Source organism: Streptomyces sp. P17 (genome assembly GCF_032436805.1).
In the GTDB taxonomy this organism is placed as follows: Bacteria; Actinomycetota; Actinomycetes; order Streptomycetales; family Streptomycetaceae; genus Streptomyces.
The window spans coordinates 1-254 of sequence record NZ_JAVRBF010001164.1 but is presented as its reverse complement, the minus strand read 5'-3'; the positions used below and the strand labels follow the sequence as shown (position 1 = coordinate 254).

General features: G+C 41.3%; 1 protein-coding gene. It reads right to left on the bottom strand.

The window, feature by feature from the left end; genetic code table 11:
• Positions 1–240: helix-turn-helix transcriptional regulator (locus RMT89_RS44285; protein ID WP_315889411.1), on the bottom strand; the 240-nt coding region annotated here is incomplete at its 3' end.
• Positions 241–254 lie beyond the last annotated feature (14 nt).

Genomic DNA, 254 nt, shown 5'->3' with positions numbered 1-254 from the left:
GCCATCTTCTCCACGCTCACCGGTAAGTTCAACCGTGCTATGCTCATCTAAGAGAAATAACAGTGCTGCTACATCACCGACAGTCTCAATATCAAAGTCATAAAAAACACTCACGTTGATACCCAGACCATTTGCGATTTTTATTAACTGGTCTTGTTTTGGATTTCTGATTCCTAATTCGTATTTTCGAATTGTTGCACTATAAATTCCTGAGAGTTCTCCAAGCTGATCTTGGGTCAAACCTCGGAGCTCAC